Source organism: Streptococcus oralis (assembly GCF_001075675.1).
GTDB lineage: Bacteria > Bacillota > Bacilli > Lactobacillales > Streptococcaceae > Streptococcus > Streptococcus oralis_V.
Genome location: NZ_JUNW01000030.1, coordinates 1 through 14,766, shown reverse-complemented (window position 1 = coordinate 14,766; position 14,766 = coordinate 1). Strand labels below are relative to the sequence as shown.

The 14,766-nt window shown below is 42.2% G+C and carries 18 protein-coding genes and 1 other RNA gene; 14 read left to right on the top strand and 5 right to left on the bottom strand.

Features of this window, described 5'->3' with window-relative positions:
• Window positions 1-12: 12 nt before the first annotated feature.
• Window positions 13-927, bottom strand: coding sequence for an FAD:protein FMN transferase (locus ADM50_RS04020; protein WP_049484625.1), 915 nt, complete (start codon window positions 925-927; stop codon window positions 13-15).
• 306 nt (window positions 928-1,233) lie between these two features.
• Between ADM50_RS04020 and nox the strand changes: the two genes are divergently transcribed.
• The 3 genes from nox to pdxT all read left to right on the top strand — a co-directional run bounded on the left by nox (window position 1,234) and on the right by pdxT (window position 4,222).
• Window positions 1,234-2,613, top strand: coding sequence for a H2O-forming NADH oxidase (nox, locus tag ADM50_RS04015; RefSeq protein WP_000036764.1), 1,380 nt, complete (start codon window positions 1,234-1,236; stop codon window positions 2,611-2,613).
• 151 nt (window positions 2,614-2,764) lie between these two features.
• Window positions 2,765-3,640 (top strand): pyridoxal 5'-phosphate synthase lyase subunit PdxS, encoded by an 876-nt coding sequence (gene pdxS, locus ADM50_RS04010; protein WP_049484612.1) that lies wholly within the window; start codon window positions 2,765-2,767, stop codon window positions 3,638-3,640.
• Window positions 3,641-4,222: a pyridoxal 5'-phosphate synthase glutaminase subunit PdxT gene (gene pdxT, locus ADM50_RS04005; RefSeq protein WP_049484611.1), complete on the top strand. Its 582-nt coding sequence runs from the start codon at window positions 3,641-3,643 to the stop codon at window positions 4,220-4,222.
• Between the two features lie 19 nt (window positions 4,223-4,241).
• Here pdxT and trhA read toward each other — a convergent pair whose 3' ends face one another.
• Complete coding sequence (trhA, locus tag ADM50_RS04000) at window positions 4,242-4,889, bottom strand: PAQR family membrane homeostasis protein TrhA (protein WP_001097972.1); 648 nt, start codon at window positions 4,887-4,889, stop codon at window positions 4,242-4,244.
• Entirely contained in the window at window positions 4,886-5,332 is a 447-nt protein-coding gene (locus ADM50_RS03995; protein WP_001087578.1) for a DUF1836 domain-containing protein, read from the bottom strand. Before ADM50_RS03995 ends, trhA begins: the two co-directional genes overlap by 4 nt.
• 134 nt (window positions 5,333-5,466) lie before the next feature.
• On the opposite strand from ADM50_RS03995, the gene ADM50_RS03990 reads away from it, so the two are divergent.
• The 7 genes from ADM50_RS03990 (at window position 5,467) to trxB (ending at window position 9,821) form a co-directional block, all read left to right on the top strand.
• A complete protein-coding gene (locus ADM50_RS03990) occupies window positions 5,467-5,961 on the top strand; it encodes a GNAT family N-acetyltransferase (RefSeq protein WP_049484610.1) in 495 nt (164 codons plus the stop codon).
• A complete protein-coding gene (locus tag ADM50_RS03985) occupies window positions 5,958-6,473 on the top strand; it encodes a methylated-DNA--[protein]-cysteine S-methyltransferase (protein WP_049484609.1) in 516 nt (171 codons plus the stop codon). Before ADM50_RS03990 ends, ADM50_RS03985 begins: the two co-directional genes overlap by 4 nt.
• Window positions 6,474-6,485: 12 nt before the next feature.
• Window positions 6,486-6,842 carry an arsenate reductase family protein gene (locus ADM50_RS03980; RefSeq protein ID WP_000889071.1) on the top strand — a complete coding sequence of 119 codons (357 nt, stop codon included), beginning with the start codon at window positions 6,486-6,488 and terminating at the stop codon, window positions 6,840-6,842.
• Window positions 6,843-6,998: 156 nt separating this feature from the next.
• Window positions 6,999-7,799 (top strand): amino acid ABC transporter permease, encoded by an 801-nt coding sequence (locus ADM50_RS03975; RefSeq protein WP_000219164.1) that lies wholly within the window; start codon window positions 6,999-7,001, stop codon window positions 7,797-7,799.
• Window positions 7,799-8,542 carry an amino acid ABC transporter ATP-binding protein gene (locus tag ADM50_RS03970; RefSeq protein WP_049478336.1) on the top strand — a complete coding sequence of 248 codons (744 nt, stop codon included), beginning with the start codon at window positions 7,799-7,801 and terminating at the stop codon, window positions 8,540-8,542. Before ADM50_RS03975 ends, ADM50_RS03970 begins: the two co-directional genes overlap by 1 nt.
• A 77-nt stretch (window positions 8,543-8,619) precedes the next feature.
• Complete coding sequence (locus ADM50_RS03965; RefSeq protein ID WP_000924294.1) at window positions 8,620-8,844, top strand: DUF4059 family protein; 225 nt, start codon at window positions 8,620-8,622, stop codon at window positions 8,842-8,844.
• A 65-nt stretch (window positions 8,845-8,909) separates the two neighbouring features.
• Window positions 8,910-9,821: a thioredoxin-disulfide reductase gene (gene trxB, locus ADM50_RS03960; RefSeq protein ID WP_049484608.1), complete on the top strand. Its 912-nt coding sequence runs from the start codon at window positions 8,910-8,912 to the stop codon at window positions 9,819-9,821.
• Between the two features lie 35 nt (window positions 9,822-9,856).
• On the opposite strand, the gene rlmB is transcribed toward trxB, so the two are convergent.
• Window positions 9,857-10,585 (bottom strand): 23S rRNA (guanosine(2251)-2'-O)-methyltransferase RlmB, encoded by a 729-nt coding sequence (rlmB, locus tag ADM50_RS03955; RefSeq protein ID WP_049484607.1) that lies wholly within the window; start codon window positions 10,583-10,585, stop codon window positions 9,857-9,859.
• 44 nt (window positions 10,586-10,629) lie between these two features.
• On the bottom strand, window positions 10,630-11,241 hold the full coding sequence (gene def, locus ADM50_RS03950; protein ID WP_049484606.1) for a peptide deformylase: 612 nt from the start codon (window positions 11,239-11,241) through the stop codon (window positions 10,630-10,632).
• A 155-nt stretch (window positions 11,242-11,396) separates the two neighbouring features.
• Here def and ADM50_RS09395 point away from each other — a divergent pair, with 155 nt between their 5' ends.
• From ADM50_RS09395 to ssrA, 4 genes are all read left to right on the top strand, one after another.
• A complete protein-coding gene (locus ADM50_RS09395) occupies window positions 11,397-12,716 on the top strand; it encodes a CapA family protein (protein WP_080983061.1) in 1,320 nt (439 codons plus the stop codon).
• 23 nt (window positions 12,717-12,739) lie between these two features.
• Window positions 12,740-13,567, top strand: coding sequence for an HAD family hydrolase (locus ADM50_RS03935; RefSeq protein WP_049484605.1), 828 nt, complete (start codon window positions 12,740-12,742; stop codon window positions 13,565-13,567).
• Between the two features lies 1 nt (window position 13,568).
• On the top strand, window positions 13,569-14,204 hold the full coding sequence (locus tag ADM50_RS03930; protein ID WP_049484604.1) for an SGNH/GDSL hydrolase family protein: 636 nt from the start codon (window positions 13,569-13,571) through the stop codon (window positions 14,202-14,204).
• A gap of 58 nt (window positions 14,205-14,262) precedes the next feature.
• Window positions 14,263-14,610: a transfer-messenger RNA gene (gene ssrA, locus ADM50_RS09250) on the top strand.
• The last annotated feature ends 156 nt before the right edge of the window (window positions 14,611-14,766 follow it).

The window sequence follows — 14,766 nt, the reverse complement described above, 5'->3', positions numbered from 1 at the left end:
CATAATACAAATTTAAAGGCCTGAAGAACATGTAAGGTTCCCCTCTTTGTCGATGAGGATGGCTTCGATACCATCTAAACTTTCGACTTGCCAGAGGATAGAAGCGCTACGTTCTCCGAAAAGGCGGGTTGTCCAAATCTCACCATCAACGGATTTATCTGAGATAATCGTTAGGCTAGCGAGGTCTGTTTCGACAGGGAAGCCTGTCTCACTATCGAAAATATGGTGATAGTCTTTTCCGTCTATTGTCAGGTGGCGTTCATAGATCCCAGAAGTGACGACGGATTTGTTAGAAACAGGAATGGTTAGAAGATGATTGCCACGAGGATTTCGCGGATCCTGAATACCGATTTGCCAGTCTTTACCTTCTTTGGCTTGATTGTTCCCGATGGTGAGGATATTTCCTCCGAGATTGATCAAGGCAGAGGTGACACCGTGTTCTTTCAAATACTGGGCAACCTTATCTGCACTATAGCCCTTGGCTAAACAACCTAAATCAAGCTTCATTCCCTTTTTCTCTAAAAATACAGTAGAGCCAGAGGGATCTAATTTGATAAAATGGGGGTCAACTAGAGGCAAGACAGCTTCGATTTCGTTTAGCTCGGGGAGTCGAGCATCTGAAAAGCCGATTCGCCAGGTTTGAATCAAGGGGCCAATGCTGATGTTTAGATGGCTAGATGGAGCTAGGCTATGCTCAAGTCCAAGAGCAATCAGTTCAAATAAGTCAGGATGGACCTTAACAGGTGCGATTCCAGCTTGGTAGTTGATTTCCATCAGTTCGGATTCTTGACTGTTGGCGTTAAAGCGGTATTCGAGTTCCTTGAGCAAATCAAAGGCTCCTTGAAGTAGGCAATCAGCCTGTTCATCTACTAATGAAATCGTGATAGTTGTTCCCATTAGCCGTTCAGAACGTGAATGAAGAGGCAAGCTACCAGCTCCTTTCTCTTTATAGGAAATCAATCAATATAAGGTCGTTAAAGAAAAATTAAACCCCTTACATTTTCTTTCCATGTATCTAGCATATCATAAAGTCAGCGTTTTCACAAATGAATTTTGACAAAAAGTCAAGAAATATGCTCAAAATTAGTATGAAAATAATAGAAAAATTAGATTTATCAATGTTAGGTGTATTTTTTCTGAAAAAAAGAGAATTCTGAGCAAATGCCTTGTAAACGCTAACAGTAAATGGTATACTAGAAAGGTAAATCAAAAATTAAAGGTAGGAATTTTTCTATGAGTAAAATCGTTGTAGTTGGTGCTAACCACGCTGGTACAGCTTGTATTAATACGATGTTGGACAACTTCGGACATGAGAACGAAATCGTAGTATTTGACCAAAACTCAAATATTTCATTCCTTGGTTGTGGAATGGCGCTTTGGATCGGGGAACAAATTGATGGCCCAGAAGGTCTCTTCTACTCTGATAAAGAAAAATTGGAAGCAAAAGGTGCTAAAGTTTACATGAACTCACCAGTTCTTTCAATTGACTACGATAACAAAGTTGTGACTGCAGAAGTTGAAGGAAAAGAGCACAAAGAGTCTTATGACAAATTGATCTTTGCAACTGGTTCAACTCCAATCTTGCCTCCAATCGAAGGTGTTGAAATCGTTAAGGGTAACCGCGAATTCAAAGCGACTCTTGAAAATGTACAATTTGTTAAATTGTACCAAAACGCTGAAGAAGTTATTGAAAAACTTGAAGACAAGAGCAAACACCTTGAGCGCATTGCCGTTGTTGGTGGTGGTTACATCGGTGTTGAACTTGCAGAAGCCTTTGAGCGTCTTGGAAAAGAAGTGGTGCTTGTCGATATCGTAGACACAGTCTTGAACGGCTACTATGATAAAGATTTCACACAAATGATGGCGAAGAACTTGGAAGACCACAACATCCGCTTGGCTCTTGGTCAAACAGTTAAAGCCATCCAAGGTGATGGAAAAGTTGAACGCTTGGTAACAGACAAAGAAACATTTGATGTAGATATGGTAGTTCTTGCTGTTGGTTTCCGTCCAAACACAGCTCTTGCTGACGGTAAGATTGAACTCTTCCGTAACGGTGCCTTCCTTGTAGATAAGAAACAAGAAACATCTATCCCAGGTGTATACGCTGTTGGTGACTGTGCGACTGTTTATGACAACGCTCGTAAAGACACAAGCTATATTGCCCTTGCTTCAAACGCTGTACGTACTGGTATTGTGGGTGCTTACAACGCTTGTGGACATGAATTGGAAGGAATCGGAGTTCAAGGATCAAACGGTATTTCTATCTACGGTCTTCACATGGTTTCGACTGGTTTGACTCTTGAAAAAGCCAAGGCTGCAGGCTATAATGCAACTGAAACTGGCTTTAACGATCTTCAAAAACCAGAATTTATCAAGCATGATAACCATGAAGTTGCCATCAAGATTGTTTTTGACAAAGACAGCCGCGAAATTCTTGGCGCTCAAATGGTATCACGTGATTCAGCTATCAGTATGGGAATTCACATGTTCTCACTTGCTATCCAAGAGCATGTTACAATTGATAAATTGGCATTGACAGACCTATTCTTCTTGCCACACTTTAACAAACCTTACAACTACATCACAATGGCTGCACTTACAGCTGAAAAATAGAAATGAATGAACTATCTGGCCTTAAGTTAAGGTCAGATAGTTTTTTTATGTTCCTGTACCCAGACAATTATTGATTTTCTATCTTGTACTTCATTCTAATCTGGCTTAAAATGAAATGGTAGCTACCAATACAAATGATGAGGATTAAGACATGACTGAAAATCGTTATGAACTAAATAAAAACTTGGCACAGATGCTCAAAGGTGGGGTTATCATGGACGTTCAAAACCCTGAACAGGCTCGTATCGCAGAGGCTGCTGGTGCAGCTGCTGTCATGGCCTTGGAGAGGATTCCTGCTGATATTCGTGCAGCTGGTGGAGTTTCCCGCATGAGTGATCCAAAGATGATTAAGGAAATCCAAGAAGTGGTCAGCATTCCAGTGATGGCCAAGGTTAGAATCGGGCATTTTGTAGAAGCTCAGATTTTAGAGGCTATTGAGATTGACTATATCGATGAGAGTGAAGTGCTGTCTCCAGCTGACGACCGTTTCCATGTGGATAAGAAGGAATTCCAAGTTCCTTTTGTCTGTGGAGCTAAGGACTTGGGTGAAGCCTTGCGTCGTATTGCTGAAGGAGCTTCCATGATTCGGACCAAAGGAGAACCGGGTACAGGTGACATCGTTCAAGCCGTTCGCCATATGCGTATGATGAATCAGGAAATTCGCCGTATTCAAAATCTCCGTGAGGATGAGCTCTATGTGGCTGCCAAGGATTTGCAAGTTCCTGTAGAATTGGTCCAATACGTCCACCAACATGGAAAATTGCCAGTTGTCAACTTTGCAGCCGGAGGTGTGGCAACACCAGCAGATGCTGCGCTGATGATGCAATTGGGGGCAGAGGGCGTCTTTGTCGGTTCAGGTATTTTCAAGTCAGGAGATCCTGTTAAACGAGCAAGTGCTATTGTCAAAGCCGTAACCAACTACCAAAATCCTCAAATTTTGGCTCAAATCTCTGAAGACCTAGGGGAAGCCATGGTTGGTATCAATGAGAATGAAATTCAAATTCTCATGGCAGAGCGAGGAAAATAGATGAAAATCGGAATATTGGCCTTGCAAGGTGCCTTTGCAGAACATGCAAAAGTGCTAGATAAATTAGGAGTCGAGAGTGTTGAAATCAGAAATCTAGAGGATTTTCAGCAACATCAGAGAGATTTGTCCGGTTTGATATTACCTGGCGGTGAGTCTACAACCATGGGCAAGCTCTTGCGCGACCAGAACATGCTGCTTCCCATCCGAGAAGCCATTCTATCTGGATTACCCGTTTTTGGGACCTGTGCGGGCTTAATCTTGCTAGCTAAGGAAATCACTTCTCAGGAAGAAAGTCATCTTGGAACCATGGATATAGTGGTTGAGCGCAATGCTTATGGACGTCAACTAGGAAGTTTTTATACAGAAGCAGAATGTAAGGGAGTTGGTCAGGTTCCCATGACTTTTATCCGTGGACCGATTATCAGCAGTGTTGGAGAGGGTGTAGAAATTCTAGCAACAGTTGATGATCAAATCGTTGCTGCGCAAGAAAAAAATATGCTGGTAACTTCTTTTCATCCAGAGTTAACAGATGATGTTGGCTTGCACCAGTATTTTATCAATATGTGTAAAGAAAAAAGTTGAGAAAAAATTCTCAACTTTTTTACATGTAATAAACAATGGCGATGTACTGAAGTGCAGATGCCGCTAGGATAAAAAGATGCCAAATCATGTGGAAATAAGGTTTTTTCTTAGCGTAAAATCCAGCTCCAACTGTATAACAGAGTCCGCCAGTTACCATGAGACTCCAGAAAATTGGCGTTGTTTGACTGATAATGGCAGGAATGATAGCTAGAACCAACCAGCCCATGATCAGGTAAAGGGCAAGGCTGAATTTCTCATTGACCTTTTTAGCAAAGATTTTATAGAGGATGCCAAAGATGGTCGTTCCCCACTGAATGGCAATGATCAGATAGCCAAACCAATTATTCATCAAAGTCAATACGACCGGCGTATAGGAGCCTGCGATAGCCACATAAATCATAGAATGGTCGATGATTCGCAAGACGTATTTGTGGGTCGAACCATAGGCCATAGAGTGGTAAATAGTTGACGAGAGGAACATGAGAAAGAGACTGATAACAAAAATAGAGACGCCAAAAGATGATAAAAATCCGTGTGCTTCATAACTATAGGTGGATGAAATGGGGAGTAGGATGAGCATGATAACGGCACCCACAGCATGGGTCACACTATTAGCAATTTCCTCTCCGAAACTGAGCTTTTTACTGAGTTTTAGACTGGTATTCATTGGATTTCCTCCTCTTCTTTGATAAGGATTAAGTCTAGAGTTTGATGATAGAGTTTAACCGTTTGACAGCTAGTTTGGATAATAGGATTTTCTGGATCAATCCCATGGTTCATGTAGTCCACAAAAGCGTCGTAGAGCTGGTCTGAGCTCGCTTGAGTTTGCAGAGTATTAAGTGTCTGAGCGATTTCTTGGATCGAAAAGACAGACTTGAGAGTAGTGATGGCAATCAAACGGGCAATCTGTTTGCGTTGGTATTTTTTCTTGTCAGGCTTTGTCAGGTAACCGTGTTTGACATAGTTATTGACCATGGATGCTGTTAGTCCCTTGTCCTTATCTGGAGAGATAGGGGCACAGACTTGATTGACATAGAGTAAAACCTGATCCAGATAGAGGTCAATGTTTGGAATGTCTTCCCATTTTGGGTAGGAAAAGTTAGAATTCATTTCCAACTCCTTTTTATCTAGTTTTGATAACTAGATTATAAAATAATAAAAAACAAAAGTCAAGTTTCAACTGCTTGTAGAAAGCTTTAAATTATGCTATGATGAGAGAAACTAGTTAGAAATGAGGGGAAAAGATGGAGATTCGTTTAGCTTTTCCAAACGAAGTAGATGCGATTATGCAGGTGATGGAGGATGCTAAAAAGTGCTTAGCTGAGTCTGGTAGCGACCAGTGGCAAAATGGCTATCCAAATGCAGATATCATTATTGATGATATCATCTCTGGTCAAGCTTATGTGGCATTGGGAGAGGGAGAACTGGTAGCCTATGCTGCTGTGACCAAGAGCCCAGAGAAAGCCTATGAAGCTATTTATGAAGGGAGTTGGCAGGGGGGAGAATCAGAATATCTGGTCTTTCACCGTATCGCTGTGGCAGCAGATGTCCAAGGACAAGGTGTTGCTCAGACTTTCCTAGAAGGCTTGATTGAAGGTTTTGATTATCTAGATTTTCGTTCAGATACGCATGCACAAAACAAGGCCATGCAGCATATCTTTGAAAAGCTGGGCTTCCAACAGGTCGGTAAGGTTCCAGTTGATGGGGAACGTTTGGCCTATCAGAAATTAAAAAAATGAAGCAGAATAAGTACGCAAAAATGCTCTACCCGTCGCCAATTGGAACCTTATCCTTAGTTGCTGACGAGCAATATCTGTATGGAATTTGGGTACAGGACCAAACTCATTTTGAGAGGGGAATCGCTGGACATAGTATAGAAATAGTTAAGAAACATCCTGTCCTAGACCAGGTTATTTCCTATTTAGATACCTATTTCGAAGGCAGTGTTCAGGATCTATCTGACTTACCTTTGGCTCCTATTGGAACAGATTTTGAAAAGCGGGTCTGGGCTTACTTACAGGCCATTCCTTATGGTCAAACAGTGACGTACGGTCAAATAGCTCGAGACTTGCAGGTGCCCTCTGCCCAAGCGATTGGCGGAGCAGTGGGGCGTAATCCCTGGTCCATCCTCGTCCCCTGTCACCGAGTGCTAGGGTCAGGAAATCGTCTGACAGGCTATGCTTCGGGAGTTGAAAAGAAAGCCTGGCTCTTGGAGCATGAAGGCGTAGCATTTCAAGAAAATAAAAAATAGAAAGAAAAGAAGATGTTAGAATTTATCGAATACCCAAAATGTTCAACTTGTAAGAAAGCAAAAAATGAATTGGATCAACTTGGACTGGAATACCAAGCTGTCCACATCGTAGAAGAAACACCAAGTGAAGACGTGATTTTGAAGTGGTTGGAAACTTCCGGTTTTGAAGTGAAACAGTTTTTCAATACCAGCGGGATCAAATACCGTGAACTGGGCTTGAAAGATAAGGTGGGAAGTTTGTCAAAACAAGAAGCAGCCAAGCTTCTAGCGAGTGATGGTATGTTATTGAAACGTCCAATTTTGGTGGAGAATGGTGCTGTTACACAAATTGGCTATAGAAAAACCTATGAGGACTTAGGTTTGAGATAGTTTTTATTTATCTCCTTGATAGGTAAAATATATAGCCTCCCTGTTTTAAAGTGTGATAAACTAGAAGATAGATAAAGTCCGAGCAGCCCGTAGCAAATAATTTGCTTGCGAGCAGAAGTATGATAGAATGAATCATTATCAGGAGAGGATGTTTTTATGACTGTTACAACATTTTTAGCATCAGATTGGTACCAAAGTTTGATGCAACTCATTCCGGATGGTAAGCTCTTTAGTTTGCGTTCGGTCTTTGATGGAATTCCAAGGATTGTCCAACAACTGCCTACAACCTTGATGTTGACGCTTGGAGGTGCACTCTTTGGTTTGCTACTTGCCCTAATTTTTGCCATTGTTAAGATCAATCGTGTTAAGATTTTATATCCCTTGCAGGCCTTTTTCGTCAGCTTCTTAAAAGGTACCCCAATCCTAGTTCAACTTATGTTGACCTACTACGGAATTCCTTTGGCACTGAAAGCTATCAACCAACAATGGGGAACTGGTCTCAATATCAATGCGATTCCAGCGGCACTTTTTGCGATTGTGGCCTTTGCTTTTAATGAGGCGGCTTATGCAAGTGAAACGATTCGTGCAGCCATCCTTTCTGTTAATCCAGGTGAAATTGAGGCGGCACGCAGTTTGGGTATGACTCGTGCGCAAGTATACCGTCGCGTGATTATTCCAAATGCGGCGGTAGTTGCGACACCGACTTTGATTAACTCCCTTATCGGTTTGACCAAGGGAACTTCTCTAGCCTTTAGCGCAGGTGTTGTGGAGGTCTTTGCCCAAGCTCAGATTTTAGGTGGAGCAGATTATCGTTATTTTGAACGTTTCATCTCCGTTGCTCTTGTCTATTGGGTAGTCAATATCGGAATTGAAAGCCTCGGTCGCTTTATCGAGAAGAAAATGGCTATCTCAGCACCGGATACAGTGTCTACAGATGTGAAAGGAGACCTTCGTTAATGATTAAGATTTCGAATTTAAGCAAATCCTTTTCAGGACAGACAGTCTTGGATCATCTGAACTTGGAAATCCAAAAAGGTGAGGTAGTGGCTTTGATTGGTTCATCTGGAGCTGGGAAATCAACCTTTCTTCGTAGTTTGAATTACCTTGAAACTCCAGATAGTGGAACGATTCAGATTGACAATTTTAAAGTTGATTTTTCTCAGATTAGCCAAGAAGAGATCCTAACCCTTCGTCGCAAGTTGTCCATGGTTTTCCAACAGTTTAATTTGTTTGAACGACGAACAGCTCTTGACAATGTCAAGGAAGGTTTGGTTGTCGTTAAAAAATTATCGGACGAGGAAGCAACAAAAATCGCCAAGGAAGAGTTGGCCAAGGTTGGTCTTTCTGACCGTGAAAACCATTATCCTCGCCATTTATCAGGTGGACAAAAGCAACGGGTTGCCCTCGCGCGTGCGCTTGCTATGAAACCAGATGTCTTGCTCTTGGACGAGCCCACTTCAGCCCTTGACCCAGAGTTGGTCGGTGAAGTAGAAAAGTCTATTGCAGACGCTGCCAAGTCAGGTCAGACCATGATTTTGGTCAGTCACGATATGTCTTTTGTAGCCCAAGTGGCAGACAAGGTTTTATTCCTAGATAAAGGGAAAATCATCGAGTCTGGCACACCGGATGAAATCATCAATCATCCGAAAGAAGAACGGACAAAAGAATTCTTTGCTAGTTACAAACGGACTTATATTTGATATAATAGAAAAAGGAAAACTCAGTTAGTTGGACTAGCTGAGTTTACTCTTTAAAAAAGATAGAAACGAGAGAGATCATGCTACTGCATCTATTTTCTTTGTATTTCGAGAGTTTGATCTTAACGACCATCCTTGTCGTGATTTTTCTGGGGATTTGGATCGGATTGAGAGCCATGTCTGGTGTAGACAAGACAGCCAAAGCTCGCCAAGCTCATCTCTATGATATGATTATGATTGGAGTTTTGGTCGTTCCAGTGTTATCCTTTGCCGTCATGAGTTTGCTCTTGGTTTTCAAGGCATAATCCTTGCGTGACTAGCAAGAATGAGTTAGAATAAAGATAGTTACAACAAGAAAGAAGGAATCGAAATGTACGATACGATTATTATCGGTGCTGGACCTGCGGGAATGACCGCTGCCTTATATGCTGCTCGCAGCAATCTGAAAGTGGCTTTGATTGAAGGTGGTCTGCCAGGCGGGCAAATGAATAACACATCTGATATTGAAAACTATCCAGGTTATGCCAACATCAGTGGACCTGAATTGGCTGAAAAGATGTTTGAACCACTTGAAAACCTTGGAGTGGAGCATCTTTATGGCTATGTTGAAAATATTGAAGACCAGGGTGACTATAAGAAGGTCATCACTGATGATCAAGTTTACGAAACCCGTACTGTCATTGTAGCAACTGGGTCAAAACACCGTCTTTTGGGTGTTCTCGGAGAAGAAGAACTGAACAGTCGTGGTGTTTCTTACTGTGCAGTCTGTGATGGAGCTTTCTTCCGTGACCAAGACTTGCTCGTAGTTGGTGGTGGAGATTCAGCAGTAGAAGAAGCCCTCTTCTTGACTCGCTTTGCCAAGTCCGTCACTATTGTTCACCGTCGAGATGAACTTCGTGCCCAAAAGGTTTTGCAAGACCGTGCTTTTGCAAATGAGAAAGTCAACTTTATCTGGAATTCTGTTGTCAAGGAAATCAAAGGTGAAAACCGAGTAGAATCTGTAATTTTTGAAAATGTGAAAACGGGTCAAGTAACAGAGCAAGCCTTTGGTGGTGTCTTTATCTATGTTGGTTTGGATCCTGTTAGCGATTTTGTTAAAGAATTGAATATTCAAGACCAGGCAGGCTGGATCGTAACAGACAATCACATGAAAACTGCCGTTGATGGTATCTTTGCGGTTGGGGATGTTCGCCAGAAAGACCTTCGCCAAGTGACAACAGCAGTTGGAGATGGGGCTATCGCGGGTCAAGAAGCCTATAAATTTATCACAGAACATAGTTAAGAAAAAAGTTTCCAATCACTTGATTGGAAACTTTTTTATAGTCGGTTTCGGAAAACTTCGTACATGAGAATGGCTGCAGCAACACTGGCATTGAGGCTTTGAACATGTCCATTCATGGGAATGGTAACCATCTCATCGACCTGTTTTTTGATGTTGCTGGAGATGCCTTTTCCTTCATTTCCGATGATGAGGGCGATTTTCCCTTTTGTATTCCACTTGTGGCAAGGGGTACCGTTCATATCCGTTCCAAAGGTCCAGAAGCCTTCATCCTTGAGTTTGTCTAGGGTTTGACTGAGGTTGGTCACTCGCGCAATCGGTACATGCTCAATAGCACCTGTAGCCGTTTTGGCAACGACAGGAGTCACTCCGACAGCACGGTGCTTGGGAATGATGACACCTGAAACATTGGTCGCATCGGCTGTTCGCAAGATTGAACCCAGATTATGGGGGTCAGTTAACCCGTCCAGAATCAATAGCAAAGGATTTTCTTCTTGACGCGTTTTTGCAAGGATGTGATCTAGCTCGCTATAGGCAAATTCGGAAACTCGAAGGACAAAACCTTGATGAACAGCGCCTTCGGTCATCTCAGACAGGGATTTTTTTGAAGTCCAAGAAATGGATACCTTCTTTTCTGTAGCCAGTTCCTTTACTTTTTCAACATTCTTACCTCGAAGATCTTCTTGGAGGTAAAGTTTATTTCCAGTGTTTGCAAGGAGGGCTTCTGTAACGGCGTGGACGCCATAGACAATATCATTTGTTTTCATGCCTCTATTATAACACAAAACCCCGTCTTGCAACGGGATTTTCTTTATTCCAGAATCAGTAAACCATCTTTAACAGCAAATGGATCTTTCTCATTGATACGATCGTAAAACATGATTCCGTTTAGATGATCAATTTCATGTTGGACAACGATAGAGTTGTAACCTTTGAGCTTGATACGGTGTTTTTCGCCGTCCTTGTCAAAGTAATCAACAGTGACACGAGCATGACGGACAACATAGCCAGGCACATTTCGGTCAACAGAAAGACAACCTTCTCCTTCGCCAAGAGCAGCGTCCTGAACAGAGTGAGAGACGATTTTTGGATTGTACATAACAGCTTGCAAGTCGTAGGTTTCCTGTGGAGTTTCACCTTCTTCCACAATATTGGGAACTAAAACAGCGATAATGCGTTTTGAGATATCCAGCTGGGGAGCGGCCAATCCAACTCCACCGCGGAGCCCCATCTTTTCAGCCATAACAGGATCTTGGGAATGTTTGAGGAATTGCATCATCTTTTCACCAAGGATGATTTCCTGGTCAGACAGTGGGAAAGTGACCTCCTCAGCAACTGCGCGAAGCGTCGGATTCCCCTCGCGGATAATATCGTTCATATCAATTAAGTGAGCAGCTTTTGTAATACGTTCTATAGCAGACATTTTCTCTCCTTTCATTACATCTACATGATAACACAAAATAGGCGAGAAAGAAAGTCGCAGAAGTTCCTAAAAAATAATATAATAAACGCTATTCCTCTTTTGTCTGTGGTATAATAAAAGAAAAGACTTGCACCAAAAAGCAAGGGGGAATAAAGATGGAAAAGCGACAAGATAGACGGTCTCATGGACCTATTGATGGATTGTTGGGGAAAAGTATTGGTTTCTTTCGGAATTATAAATCCTGGACCAATGCTCAGTTTATTATTGTGTTACTGCTTGCAGTTGCCTTGTCCATGGGGGGGAACTTGTTAGTTCGAGCAGTACAAGGCAACAAGGGAACGAGTCCTAGTAGTCAAACTCTTGATTCTACAAGTAAATCTAGTCAATTCAAGGAAAATGATTCTGACGAAAAGACAGCCCGTATCATGGCAAACGGTGATCTTCTTTATCATATCCCTATCTACCGAACAGCTCTAAAAGAAGATGGGACTTATGATTTTCATGAAAATTTTGAGTATGTCAAGCCTTGGCTCAAACAAGCGGACTTGGTGATTGGTGACTTTGAAGGAACTGTGAACAAGGACCACTATTTAGCAGGTTATCCTCTTTTTAATGCACCTGGTGAGGTGATGAATGCGATCAAGGATGCAGGCTATCAAGTTCTAGACTTGGCCCACAATCACATCCTAGATTCTCAGATAGAGGGAGTGGTCTCAACAGCTCAAGCTATTAAAAAGGCAGGAATGACACCTATCGGAGTTTACACACATGAATCCCGTGACCAAGCCCCTATAGTCATCAAGGAAGTCAATGGTATCAAGGTAGCTCTCTTGGCCTATTCCTATGGCTTTAATGGCATTGAACAATCTATTTCCCAAGAGGACTATAATCGCTATCTTTCTGACTTAGACGAAGAAAAGATGAAGGCAGAAATCGAGCGTGCAGAGAAAGAAGCGGATATCACTGTTGTTATGCCTCAGATGGGAATTGAGTACCAGCTAGAACCAACGGAAGAACAAAAGACACTGTACCACAAGATGGTGGACTGGGGAGCCGATATTATCTTTGGAGGGCATCCTCACGTCGTTGAACCTGCCGAAACGGTTGAAAAAGATGGTGACAAAAAACTGATTATCTATTCCATGGGGAATTTCCTTTCAAACCAGCGCATTGAAACCATGCAAGACGAGGGAAATGCCAAGTGGACAGAGCGCGGTGTTCTTATGGATGTGACCATTAAGAAAAAAGATGGAAAGACAAGGATTGAAACCGCCAAAGCGCATCCTACTTGGGTCAATCGGACACCCAAAGGGACATACTCCCCAGAAGGATATCCTCTCTTCCTCTATCAGACCTATATCTTGGAGGACTTCATTGAAGGGGGACGTTACCGTGAGCAGTTGGATGAGGCGACCAAGGAACGAATTGACACAGCTTATAAAGAAATGAATGAACATGTAGGGTTGAAGTGGTAGGTACTCGCCCTAAAGGAGACGAGATGACGATTAAATTGATTGCAACAGATATGGATGGAACCTTGCTGGATCCAAGAGGGCAACTGGACTTGCCACGTTTAGAAAAGATTTTAGACAAATTAGATGAACGAGGTATCCGTTTTGTCATTGCGACGGGGAATGAAGTCCATCGGATGAGGCAATTATTAGAACACTTGGCGAGTCGAGTAGTCCTTGTTGTTGCCAACGGTGCGCGGATATTTGAGTATGATACATTACTTCAAGCACAGACCTGGGATGATGTTATGGTTGACAAGGCTCTCCTTCATTTTAAAGGGAGGGAGTGTCGAGATCAGTTCGTCGTCACTAGTATGAACGGGAGTTTTGTCAAGGAAGGAACGGTTTTTACAGACCTGGAAAAATTTATGACTCCAGAGATGATTGAAAAACTTTACCAAAGGACCAATTTTGTGGATGAGCTAAACTCAGACCTCTTTGGAGGAGTATTAAAGATGAGCATGGTTGTTGGAGAGGAACGTTCTAGTGCAGTTTTGCAAGAAATCAATGACCTCTTTGATGGTCGTGTAAGAGCTGTTTCTAGCGGTTATGGCTGTATCGATATCCTGCAAGCTGGGGTTCACAAGGCTTGGGGATTGGAAGAATTACTCAAGCGCTGGGATTTGACATCAGAACAAATCATGGCTTTTGGTGATAGCGAAAATGATGTTGAAATGTTGGAGATGGCTGGAATTGCCTATGCTATGGAAAATGCTGACGATGAGGCCAAGGCAGTTGCAACTGCCCTAGCTCCAGCTAACAGCCAAGGAGGCGTTTATCAGGTTCTAGAAAATTGGTTAGAGAAAGAGGGATAAGGTGGCAGTACAGTTATTAGAAAATTGGCTCCTAAAAGAGCAAGCAAAAATTCAAACCAAGTATCGTGAACTCAATCAGATTTCTCTTTTAGAACCAGATATGATTTTTATCGGCGATTCGATTGTAGAATACTACCCTTTGCAAGAATTACTCGGGACTGCCAAGACGATTGTTAATCGAGGCATCCGAGGTTACCAGACGGGGCTTCTACTAGACAATCTTGATGCCCATCTTTATGGTGATGCTGTCGATCAAATTGTTCTCTTAATTGGGACAAACGATATCGGAAAAGATATTCCCATGAATGAAGCCTTGGATAATCTTGAAGGTGTGATTCAATCGCTTAACCGAGATTATCCGCTGTCACAAATAAAGCTTGTTTCTATTCTGCCAGTCAATGAAGGAGAAGAATACAAGCAGACAGTTTACATTCGTAACAATGAAAAAATCAGAGAATGGAATCAAGCCTATGAGGCTCTAGCCTCCGCCTATATGCAAGTAGATTTTCTACCAATTTATGATAGTTTGACAGATTCAGAAGGACAACTTCAATCAGCCTATACAACGGATGGTCTCCATCTAAGTGTAGCTGGTTATCAAGCCTTATCAGATGCTTTGAAAACGTATCTTTTCTAAAGAATTGGCTTGATTTTGCAATTTTTATGAAGATAGGTTATAATAGTTCTAACATCCTGGGGTCGTTACGGATTCGACAGGCATTATGAGGCATATTTTGCAACCCGTGTGGCGACGTAAACGCTCAGTTAAATATAACTGCAAAAAATAACACTTCTTACGCTCTAGCTGCCTAAAAACCAGCAGGCGTGACCTGATTTGGATTGCTCGTGTTCAATGACAGGTCTTATGATTAGCGAGATACGATCAAGCCTTGTCTAGTGGTTTGATAAGAGATTAATAGACTCGCAGTTCCTAGGCTTGAGTTATGTGTCGAGAAGCTGTTAAAACAATACATAACCTATGGTTGTAGAAAAATATGTTGGCAGGTGTTTGGACGTGGGTTCGACTCCCACCGGCTCCATCATCAATAGGATTTTTGGGATTATTTCGTCAAATTGTATCCTTTATTGTATCCTTTATTGTATCCTATTTGTTTTAGTTTGCTAGTGGAGAATTACTTAAGAGGCTGAAGAGGACGGTTTGCTAAATCGTTAGGTCGGGTAACCGGCGCGGGGGTTCG

Bases quoted from the DNA above. Each gene is read 5' to 3' on its own strand.
- ADM50_RS03975 (WP_000219164.1), top strand. From the start codon at position 6,999: ATGACTGTTACAACATTTTTAGCATCAGATTGGTACCAAAGTTTGATG.
- trxB (WP_049484608.1), top strand. From the start codon at position 8,910: ATGTACGATACGATTATTATCGGTGCTGGACCTGCGGGAATGACCGCT.
- ADM50_RS03985 (WP_049484609.1), top strand. From the start codon at position 5,958: ATGAAGCAGAATAAGTACGCAAAAATGCTCTACCCGTCGCCAATTGGA.
- pdxS (WP_049484612.1), top strand. From the start codon at position 2,765: ATGACTGAAAATCGTTATGAACTAAATAAAAACTTGGCACAGATGCTC.
- ADM50_RS03990 (WP_049484610.1), top strand. From the start codon at position 5,467: ATGGAGATTCGTTTAGCTTTTCCAAACGAAGTAGATGCGATTATGCAG.
- ADM50_RS03965 (WP_000924294.1), top strand. From the start codon at position 8,620: ATGCTACTGCATCTATTTTCTTTGTATTTCGAGAGTTTGATCTTAACG.
- def (WP_049484606.1), bottom strand. From the start codon at position 11,241: ATGTCTGCTATAGAACGTATTACAAAAGCTGCTCACTTAATTGATATG.
- pdxT (WP_049484611.1), top strand. From the start codon at position 3,641: ATGAAAATCGGAATATTGGCCTTGCAAGGTGCCTTTGCAGAACATGCA.
- ADM50_RS03935 (WP_049484605.1), top strand. From the start codon at position 12,740: ATGACGATTAAATTGATTGCAACAGATATGGATGGAACCTTGCTGGAT.
- nox (WP_000036764.1), top strand. From the start codon at position 1,234: ATGAGTAAAATCGTTGTAGTTGGTGCTAACCACGCTGGTACAGCTTGT.
- ADM50_RS09395 (WP_080983061.1), top strand. From the start codon at position 11,397: ATGGAAAAGCGACAAGATAGACGGTCTCATGGACCTATTGATGGATTG.
- ADM50_RS03980 (WP_000889071.1), top strand. From the start codon at position 6,486: ATGTTAGAATTTATCGAATACCCAAAATGTTCAACTTGTAAGAAAGCA.
- ADM50_RS03970 (WP_049478336.1), top strand. From the start codon at position 7,799: ATGATTAAGATTTCGAATTTAAGCAAATCCTTTTCAGGACAGACAGTC.
- rlmB (WP_049484607.1), bottom strand. From the start codon at position 10,585: ATGAAAACAAATGATATTGTCTATGGCGTCCACGCCGTTACAGAAGCC.
- trhA (WP_001097972.1), bottom strand. From the start codon at position 4,889: ATGAATACCAGTCTAAAACTCAGTAAAAAGCTCAGTTTCGGAGAGGAA.
- ADM50_RS03995 (WP_001087578.1), bottom strand. From the start codon at position 5,332: ATGAATTCTAACTTTTCCTACCCAAAATGGGAAGACATTCCAAACATT.